The sequence below is a fragment of the Hymenobacter psychrotolerans DSM 18569 genome (genome assembly GCF_900142395.1).
GTDB classification, from domain to species: Bacteria; Bacteroidota; Bacteroidia; order Cytophagales; family Hymenobacteraceae; genus Hymenobacter; species Hymenobacter psychrotolerans.
The window spans coordinates 57,802-64,363 of the sequence record NZ_FRAS01000024.1 but is presented as its reverse complement, the minus strand read 5'-3'; the positions used below and the strand labels follow the sequence as shown (position 1 = coordinate 64,363).

The window sequence follows — 6,562 nt, the reverse complement described above, 5'->3', positions numbered from 1 at the left end:
ATGCCCCACCAGCCTGGCGCTGGCCGCCACATTTTTGGGCGCGTCTGCGACGAGCACGGCATCGAACACCGCTTCACCAAACCGGCCCATCCGTGGACCAACGGCCAGGTCGAACGCATGAACCGCACCCTGAAAGAAGCCACCGTGCTGCGCTACCACTACCAAACCAGCGCCCAGCTCAACGAGCATCTGCAAGCCTTCCTGTTGGCCTACAACCACGCCAAGCGTTTGAAGACCTTACACGGCCTGACCCCGCACGAATTCGTCTGCGTGCAGCACCAGAAAAACCCGGCTATCTTCACCCAAAACCCGACCCAGTTCACCTTGGGACTATACAACTAGCCAATATCCGACGACTCACTAAGCTAACTTAAACAGCTTCTAAGACAACGGGCATTTCAACGCCGGCCGCGGCAGCAGCCTTAATAAGCAGGGCGAAGTGGAAATGGATGCCTCCATCATGGACGGCCGCACCCTGAAAGCCGGCGCGGTCGACGCCGTGCGCTACACCAAAAACCCCATCAGCCTGGCCCGCACCGTGCTGGAGAAGTGCGAGCATGTGTTTCTGTCCGGCGAAGGGGCCATCGAGTTTGCGCTGCAGCACGGCCTGCAGATGGAAGCCGTCCACTATTTCGAAACCGAAAAAGCCCGCCAGGAGTGGCTGGAAATCATTCAGGAAGAAGAGAAAGTGCCCCAGAAAGACACGGTGGGCGCCGTCGCCCTCGACCAGGACGGCAACCTGGCCGTGGCCACCAGCACCGGCGGCATCGAGGGGCAGCTGAAGGGCCGCGTCGGCGACAGTCCGATTCTCGGGGGCGGCTCCTACGCCAGCAATGAGGCCTGTGCCGTTTCGGCCACCGGCGACGGTGAGGTAATTATGCGCGGCGCGCTGGCCCACGAGGTGTATGCGCTTGTGAAGTACAAAGGCCTGCCCATTGCCGAAGCCTGCCGGGCGGCCATTGCGCTCCGCAACGAAGACCTGCAGGGCGACAAAGGCCTGATTGGCATTGACAAAGACGGTAACGTGGCACTCGAAACCAACACCAACGTGATGCGCCGCGCTTACCGCGTAGGCGAGGAAGAGCCCTTCGTGGCTGTGTGGCGTGAGGAGCTGGACAACCGTACTTAGCCGGCCCTTTACCCCTCAGGTATTCTTAGCGCGCGAGACGCGTGGGCAATACGCCGGCGGTGTTCGTGTCGGTAGAAATCCAGCCATTGATTTCGTACGGCTCACTGCTGAAACGCCTATTGCCAGGCAGTTCCGAAATTGTTTGGTAGGCCACGCTGAAGTAATACCGCTGGGTTGCCGGATGGTAGTAGCCTACGCCATTGCCCAGTTGATTGAGCTTTCGTGTTGCATTAGTGCCCGCGTAGAGTAGCGTAAGCGCCTCGAGGGTATGCCGCTGCGTCTGAAGCACAATTTGCAGGCTTATCTCCCCGGCCGTATCGCGCGGGCAGGGCACCACGGCAGCATAACGGCCGGTAGCTGTCGCCACGTTCCGTAGCCGCACTGGCTGGTATGAGCTCAGCGGAATTTGTACGTCCCGACTTACACCGTGGCTGGTAGAACCCGAATCGGTAGCAGGTGCACTGCCGGAAGTAGCGGGCGTCATAGCCGGCCGGTTGGTAGCCGTAGTATCCAAATCAGAGTCGCAACCCGCCAGCAAGCTCACGCCTGCCAGTAGCACAGGCAGTATATTCCTCATAACAGAAAAGATAAGTAGCGCCCAGGCCATCGGTTAAGTGGTCGAAGGTAACGCACGCAACGCTCACTCCTCCGCATTGGGGGCGGCGGCCAAAATAGTGCGCAGCCACAACTCCCGCTGCCGGGTTGCAGTATGAATGGAATCCGTAAGCTCATTTTTACGGTCCATTTCCGTAACTAGCCGTTCTAAATCCTTCCCCCAACCATCCCCGGACGTACCCGTCCCCTTGCAGTATGGCTCAAATCAGCGAAAAGAAAGTCGTTACCATCACCTACGACCTGAGTGTAACCGACGAAAACCAGGAGAAAGTATTAGTAGAGTCGGCTGAGGCCGATGCGCCCATGGTGTTTTTGTTCGGCCAGAGCGGCCTGCCCGAGGAGTTTGAGCGCCAGCTCGATGGCAAGCAGGCCGGCGACTCGTTCAACTTCTCGCTCACGCCCAAGCAGGCCTACGGCGAGTATGACCAGCAGGCCGTAGTGGACATTCCCAAAAACGTGTTCGAAATCGATGGCCAGATTGACGGCGAAATGCTGCAGGTCGGCAACTTCCTGCCCATGGCCGACAACCAGGGCCACCACATGCAGGGCAAAGTGCTCGAAATTGGCGACGAAGCCGTAAAAATGGACTTCAACCACCCCCTCGCCGGCATGGTGATGCACTTTGATGGCAAAGTAGCCGATGTGCGCGAAGCCACCCAGGAAGAGCTCGACCACGGCCACGTGCACGGCGAAGGCGGCCACCACCACTAAGCCATACCAACTTGTTAATTACATGAAGAACGGGGCCTCGCAGCCCCGTTTTTTATTGCGCGGCCTTTCCTACTTATTGTCCTCCATGAACCGATTTGACCGCGTCACGGCCATCCTTATTCAGTTGCAGGCCAGGCGCAAAGTGAGCGGAGCTACCCTGGCAGAGCAGTTCAGGGTGAGTGTCCGCACCATCTACCGAGACCTGCGGACGCTGGAAGAAGCCGGCGTGCCGCTGCTTGGGGAGCCGGGCGTGGGCTACTCGCTGGCCGAGGGCTACCGGCTGCCGCCCGTTATGTTTACCCGTGAGGAAGCTACCGCCCTGCTCACGGCCGAAAAGCTGGCCGCCCGCCTGACGGACGCGCCCACGGCCCAGCTCAGCACGGCAGCCATGGACAAGGTGCGCGCGGTGCTGCGCCGCCCCGACCGGGACCACCTCGACCACCTGGCCCCGCACATTCAGGTTCTCGGCCCCCGCGACCAGGCTGGCCGCCCGCCGGCCTATCAGCAGCTCGGAGCGGCTATTGCTATGCGCCGCGTGGTACGGTTGCGCTACCAAACCGCCGAGAATGAGGCGCCTACTACCCGCGACGTTGAGCCCATCAGCCTGCTGCTGAGCCGGCACTGGCATCTGGTAGCCTACTGCCGGCTGCGCCAGACCATCCGCAACTTCCGCCTGGACCGTATCCTGGGCCTGGAACAGCGGACGGAGGAGTTTGCCGCCCGCCCCGCCCTGCTGCAGGAGCACTGGGCAACAGAAGCCCGGCGGCGGCCGCGGGAGCAGGTGGTGCTCCGCTTCCTGCACCAAATCCAGGGAACTGTCGATGGTGCGCTGCAGCAGCTCATGGTCGCGCTGCTGGGCAGCTTCGGCCTGCCTGCGCGCCGTCACGTTGTCCCAGAACACCAGGCGCTGCCCGCCCGGGGCCGGCTCGGTCCGCAGGCTGATCCACTGCTGCGGCTGCGGCAGCCACACTTCGTGCGGGGCCGCCCCGGTGGCTTCGGGCAGCTGCAGTGCAGCCCTCAGAGCGGGTAGCAGCGGTACTTCGGCCAATGCCTGGTTCAGCAGTTCGTCGGGTGCAAGTCCGCACCAGCTGGCCGCCTGCCGGTTGATGTAGCGGATTACATGCTGTTCATCCAGCAGGAGCCCCCCCCCAGGGTAGTGCGTCGAGCAGCGCTTCCGACGACGAAAGGCCGCCCGGAATGGCAGGGGTTGGGTCCATGCAGGGAAAGCGGGTGAAAAGGACCCGCAAATCAAGTGCACGAAGATTTTTCTGTAGGCAGGTGCGGGCGTCTGCACCAAGCTGAACCGTATCTGAAAGCCTGATCCAGCGCCGCTACAGGTTGGCCCGGCAGTTCAACCCACATCAGTCCGGCGTACTGCTACGGTCCGTTTTTAGCGGTGCAGCGGCGCTACGGCCGCCCGCAGCTGCGGCCAGAATTCCCGGAAGTCCGCCTCATAGGCCGCTATTTCAGCCAGAAATGCAGCGGCTCCGGCGCGCAGCACCGTAGCGGCGGGCACGCGGCGGCTCAGGCCCAGCAAGGCCCGCTCCAGGCCTTCGGGCCGGGCATAGCCGCTGAGCCAGTCGTCCTGGCGCATATAGTGCAGCATATGTTGCAGCGGCTCCGGCAGCTCGTGGCGGCGGGCGTGCAGCAGGGCGTAGTGGCGCTGCGCAAAAGCCGGCAGCGGCTCGGCGGCATGATGGTAGCGGGCAAAATCACGGGCCAGCAGGTGGTCGTAGCCTACATCCGACACCACACCGGCCCACTTGCCCAGGCCGGCTTCGCGCAGGCGGGCCGTGGTGCGGCGCACTACGGGGTGAGTGTCGGTGAAGGAGTCGATGAAGCGGTGCAGCCGGATGCCGCGCTGCACTGCCTCAGGATAGGCCAGCAGCCCGGCCCGGCCGCGCACGGCCTCCGCAGCAAAGTTGCCGACCACAAGGTCGGCGTAGTTGGGCGTGGTGGCGGGGTCGCCGGACAGCAGCAGATGGGCGAGAAAATTCATGAGCGGTTGGAGATACGGCAAACTGCGCCCGGCGGCCTAACGGCGGCGCTCAACCCGACGGGCAGCCGGGCCGTACAGTTGCTAGGCTTTCGGTAAGTCCGGCGGCCCGCTATTGTTTCTGTTCTTCCAAAACACTTGAACCCATGTCTGATACGTCACCCGTCACCAACGACCTGTCCAAGCTGCTCGATAAAATCAAGGATGTGCGCATTGCCATGCTCACAACTCAGGACGAAGATGGCAGCCTGCGCAGCCGCCCTATGTACACGCAGAAGCCCGACGGCAGCAGCGCCCTGGTTTTCCTGACCGACAAGGATTCGGCGAAAGTGTACGAGCTGAAAAAAGACAGCCACGTCAACCTGAGCTACGGCAAGCCCGAAGACAACCTGTACGTGTCCGTATCGGGCCGGGCCAACGCCTACCGCGACCAGGCCGAAATCGACAAGCTCTGGAGTGAGCCGATGCGGGCTTGGTTTGCCAAAGGCAAAGATGACCCCAACATCATGATCCTAAAGGTAGAAATCGACAAGGGCGAGTACTGGGACACCCCCAGCAGCATGCTGACGCAGGCCGCCGCCTACGTGAAAGCCCTGGCCACCGGCGAGCGGGCCACCTCCGACGACGTAAACGAACACGCCAAAGTCAACGTGAAGTAGCGCTTTGCTGCTCACTTTTTAAGAAGGGCCGGAAGCAGTTCCGGCCCTTTTTTGTTGCTTTGGTATCGGGCTGCCGGCGTCCCTCCTGCTGCCGCACCTGCTTTTCTGCTTCCGTAATTTCCCTGCTTTGCCTCTTACCACGCTTTCCATCATCACGCTCCTGCCCAACCAGCGGCGCTGGGGTTTCGCCCAGATGGGCACGGCGCAGGGGCCGCTGCAGCAGGTGGCCGGCCTGCGGTTTCAGAAGCTGCTGGGTAGCGGCGCGGGCGGCTTCGGCGCCTTGCCGAACCTACGGCGGTACGGCCTGATGGCGGTCTGGGACTCCGAAGAAGCCGCGGCAGAGTTCTTCCGGGTGCATCCGCTGTGGCAGCAGTACCGGCAGCGCACCCAGGAAATCTGGACGGCCCGGCTGGCTCCGCTCAAGTCGCACGGCCTCTGGGATGGTACCAATCCATTCGATTACGCGGCTCCGCTACCCGCCACCGAGGGCCCGGTGGCGGTCCTGACGCGAGCCTCTATCCGGTGGCAGAAAACGCCGCGCTTCTGGCGCTACGTAGCCCCCACCAGCGCCACCATTGCCGATGCGGCCGGCGTACGGGCAGCCATCGGGCTGGGCGAGCTGCCGGTGGTGCGGCAGGCTACGTTCAGCCTCTGGGAGTCGCAGCAGGCGATGCAGGACTACGCCTACCGCAGCGAAAAGCACAGGGAAGTTATCAAGCTCACGCGCCAGGAAGAGTGGTACGGCGAGGAGCTGTTTGCCCGGTTCCGGGTGCTGAGCGCGGAAGGCACCTGGGACGGCAACACGCTGCTATAGGCTGCCCCGAAGCGCAGCGTGAGCCAGTCAAGCCTCTTCCGAACCGGCTACGGAAAGCGCCCCAGACGCTCCTACTGGCCCGATAGCACGTCGCGGCGCGGCGAAGAGCCGGTGGGAGTTGTGGGCTGGAACTTTAGGGCCTGCTTCATTTCCTTTTCCTTGAGCTTTTTGCAGGTCACCACCACCACGGCATCGTTGCTCAGGGCGTTTTCCTCGTAGCTCATGTGTACTTTCTTGCCGTTCCAGGCGTAGCGCTGGGCGAAGACGCTGGCGCGCGTACCGGCCCCGGCTTTTTGCTGCAAGGCAGCCAGCACGGCGCGGCTGTTGTCGAGGCCCTGGGTTTTGAGCAGAATCACGCTGAGCTTGCCCTGGTAGAAACCATACGTGACATCAGCTACTTCGCCTTCGCCGAGGGTTTTGGGCTCACTTTTACGACGATAATAGCGCGTCTGGCCCGCTTTTTCGGCCAAAGCCAGGTCGCGGAAGACGCTGGTGTCACTCTCAAAACGGGCACCCCGGTAGCCGTAGGTTTCGTCCAGGGCCTGGAGGCTGGCGGGGGTCTGCTGAGCCAGCACGGGGGCGGCACTCAGCATAAGTAAGCTGGCAAGAGCGGAAAGAAACTTCATAAAGCACAATAT

Annotated in this window: 8 protein-coding genes and 1 pseudogene; 6 read left to right on the top strand and 3 right to left on the bottom strand. The window is 62.3% G+C overall.

The window, feature by feature from the left end:
* Together BUE15_RS17745 and BUE15_RS17740 are read left to right on the top strand one after the other, a co-directional pair.
* Positions 1–342: integrase core domain-containing protein (locus tag BUE15_RS17745; RefSeq protein WP_244535974.1), on the top strand; the 342-nt coding region annotated here is incomplete at its 5' end.
* A gap of 55 nt (positions 343–397) precedes the next feature.
* Positions 398–1,129 (top strand): annotated as a pseudogene (locus tag BUE15_RS17740) (isoaspartyl peptidase/L-asparaginase family protein); the annotation flags it as partial.
* A 25-nt stretch (positions 1,130–1,154) separates the two neighbouring features.
* On the opposite strand, the gene BUE15_RS17735 reads toward BUE15_RS17740, so the two are convergent.
* A complete protein-coding gene (locus BUE15_RS17735) occupies positions 1,155–1,706 on the bottom strand; it encodes a hypothetical protein (protein WP_139252397.1) in 552 nt (183 codons plus the stop codon).
* 233 nt (positions 1,707–1,939) lie between these two features.
* On the opposite strand from BUE15_RS17735, the gene BUE15_RS17730 reads away from it, so the two are divergent.
* Both BUE15_RS17730 and BUE15_RS17725 read left to right on the top strand, forming a co-directional pair.
* Complete coding sequence (locus tag BUE15_RS17730; protein ID WP_073288072.1) at positions 1,940–2,455, top strand: FKBP-type peptidyl-prolyl cis-trans isomerase; 516 nt, start codon at positions 1,940–1,942, stop codon at positions 2,453–2,455.
* An 85-nt stretch (positions 2,456–2,540) separates the two neighbouring features.
* Positions 2,541–3,485, top strand: a complete 945-nt coding sequence (locus BUE15_RS17725; RefSeq protein WP_073288070.1) for a helix-turn-helix transcriptional regulator — start codon at positions 2,541–2,543, stop codon at positions 3,483–3,485.
* A gap of 360 nt (positions 3,486–3,845) precedes the next feature.
* Here BUE15_RS17725 and BUE15_RS17720 read toward each other — a convergent pair whose 3' ends face one another.
* Complete coding sequence (locus tag BUE15_RS17720) at positions 3,846–4,454, bottom strand: acyl carrier protein phosphodiesterase (protein WP_073288068.1); 609 nt, start codon at positions 4,452–4,454, stop codon at positions 3,846–3,848.
* Positions 4,455–4,597: 143 nt separating this feature from the next.
* On the opposite strand from BUE15_RS17720, the gene BUE15_RS17715 reads away from it, so the two are divergent.
* Together BUE15_RS17715 and BUE15_RS17710 are read left to right on the top strand one after the other, a co-directional pair.
* Positions 4,598–5,110: a pyridoxamine 5'-phosphate oxidase family protein gene (locus tag BUE15_RS17715; protein ID WP_073288066.1), complete on the top strand. Its 513-nt coding sequence runs from the start codon at positions 4,598–4,600 to the stop codon at positions 5,108–5,110.
* 127 nt (positions 5,111–5,237) lie between these two features.
* On the top strand, positions 5,238–5,924 hold the full coding sequence (locus BUE15_RS17710; RefSeq protein WP_073288064.1) for a spheroidene monooxygenase: 687 nt from the start codon (positions 5,238–5,240) through the stop codon (positions 5,922–5,924).
* A gap of 71 nt (positions 5,925–5,995) precedes the next feature.
* On the opposite strand, the gene BUE15_RS17705 is transcribed toward BUE15_RS17710, so the two are convergent.
* Positions 5,996–6,550, bottom strand: a complete 555-nt coding sequence (locus BUE15_RS17705; protein WP_139252396.1) for a hypothetical protein — start codon at positions 6,548–6,550, stop codon at positions 5,996–5,998.
* Between the last annotated feature and the right edge of the window lie 12 nt (positions 6,551–6,562).